Origin of the sequence: Moorena sp. SIO4A1 (genome assembly GCF_010672065.1) — a bacterium.
In the GTDB taxonomy this organism is placed as follows: domain Bacteria; phylum Cyanobacteriota; class Cyanobacteriia; order Cyanobacteriales; family Coleofasciculaceae; genus Moorena.
Map to the genome: position 1 here is coordinate 1 of NZ_JAAHHX010000646.1, position 1,542 is coordinate 1,542.

At 40.3% G+C, this 1,542-nt stretch carries 2 protein-coding genes; both read left to right on the top strand.

Annotated elements, in window-relative coordinates:
* The coding region (locus tag F6K53_RS41505; RefSeq protein WP_293086213.1) for an asparagine synthase-related protein at positions 1-1,180 on the top strand (1,180 nt) is incomplete at its 5' end.
* 31 nt (positions 1,181-1,211) lie between these two features.
* On the top strand, positions 1,212-1,542 hold a 331-nt coding region (locus tag F6K53_RS41510; RefSeq protein ID WP_293086215.1), incomplete at its 3' end, for a hypothetical protein.

Sequence of the window (1,542 nt, forward strand, 5' to 3'; positions counted from 1 at the left end):
CCAAAAGTTTGGCACTCAGATGCCTCAAAAAATCAGGGGTATGTTTAGCTTTATCTTGGCTAGCGATCAGGAATTATTTGTCGCTCGCGATCGCTTAGGCATTAAACCTTTATACTATGCTCAAAGTGAAGAAGGTTTATTTTTTGCTTCGGAAATCAAAGCTTTAATAGAGCATGGTGAACAAATTAAAGAGTTTCCTCCAGGACATTATTACCATTCTAATGAGGGTTTACAACCCTACTACGATTTTCCCGAAGTCGATGTGTTTTTAGAAGATGTAGAGGTGATTTTAGAAAAAATTCGCCAAGGACTTTCTCAAAGTGTCCGCAGGCGTTTAATGTCTGACGTTCCTGTAGGAGTATTTCTCAGTGGAGGACTTGATTCTAGCATTATTGCGGCCTTAATGAAGCGAGAACTGTCAGAACTACATTCTTTTTCCACCGGATTTGCTAACTCTCCAGATCTGAAAGCAGCAAGATTAGTAGCAGAATATTTAGGAACAATTCATCACGAATATATTTACTCAGAAGCAGAAATGCTTTCTGTTCTACCCGAGGTAATTTACCACTTTGAATCCTATGATCCCGCTTGGTTAAGAAGTTGTGTACCTACCTACTTGCTATCTCATCTTGCTAGCCAATATGTCAAAGTACTTCTCGGAGGAGACGCATCAGATGAGTTGTTTGCTGGCTATAGTTATCTAGCTGATTACAATGATGGCAAAACGTTAAATCAAGAATTGGTATATCGGATTAAAGGATTACATAATCTCAACTTGCAAAAATTAGACAGAATGACAATGGCTCATGGTTTAGAAGCAAGAGTTCCTTTTCTAGATATAGACTTTGTGGAAATGGCACTGACTATAGATCCTACCCTCAAGCTTTACCAGAGATTTGGCATTGAAAAATGGTTGCTCCGTAAAGCTTTTGAAGACTATTTACCCCCAGAAATAGTTTGGCGAGACAAGATGGAATTTGCTCATGGTTCTGCTTCCTCTAAAGTTTTAGCAGCTCACGCTGAGGCTACTATTTCTGACCAAGATTTCGATCGGGCACGCTTTCGGGGAGACCCCATAAAAAGTAAGGAGGAATTACTCTATTACAGGATTTTTGAGCAGTATTTTCCTCAGCCATTTGCCGTCAATTTAGTTGGCAAGTGGGATCGAACTTTCCATTAACAGTTCAATTCTTAGTTAAATTGAAGAAAAAATGGCGACCACAGTCAATTACTATGATGTTCCCTTAAAAAGGTTGAATTCCCAAAATGCTCTGGGATTAGGGGTTGTATTCACGGATTTTGAAAATGCGAAAATAGAGTTATGCAAATGGCCTACTTCAGGAAAACGACCTCTAATTTCCAGTAACTATTCAGGGGGGGGAGGGTGTAAACTGGGGAACATGGAAGAGAAGCTCACGATTGCTGGAGTCGAGATTCCCAGGGAAGACTGGGAAAAGACCCCCGCCAATGTCAAAGAACTCATACTACACCTAGAACAAAGACTCACGACCATAGAAGAGCGTCTGGGACTCAACTCTAAAA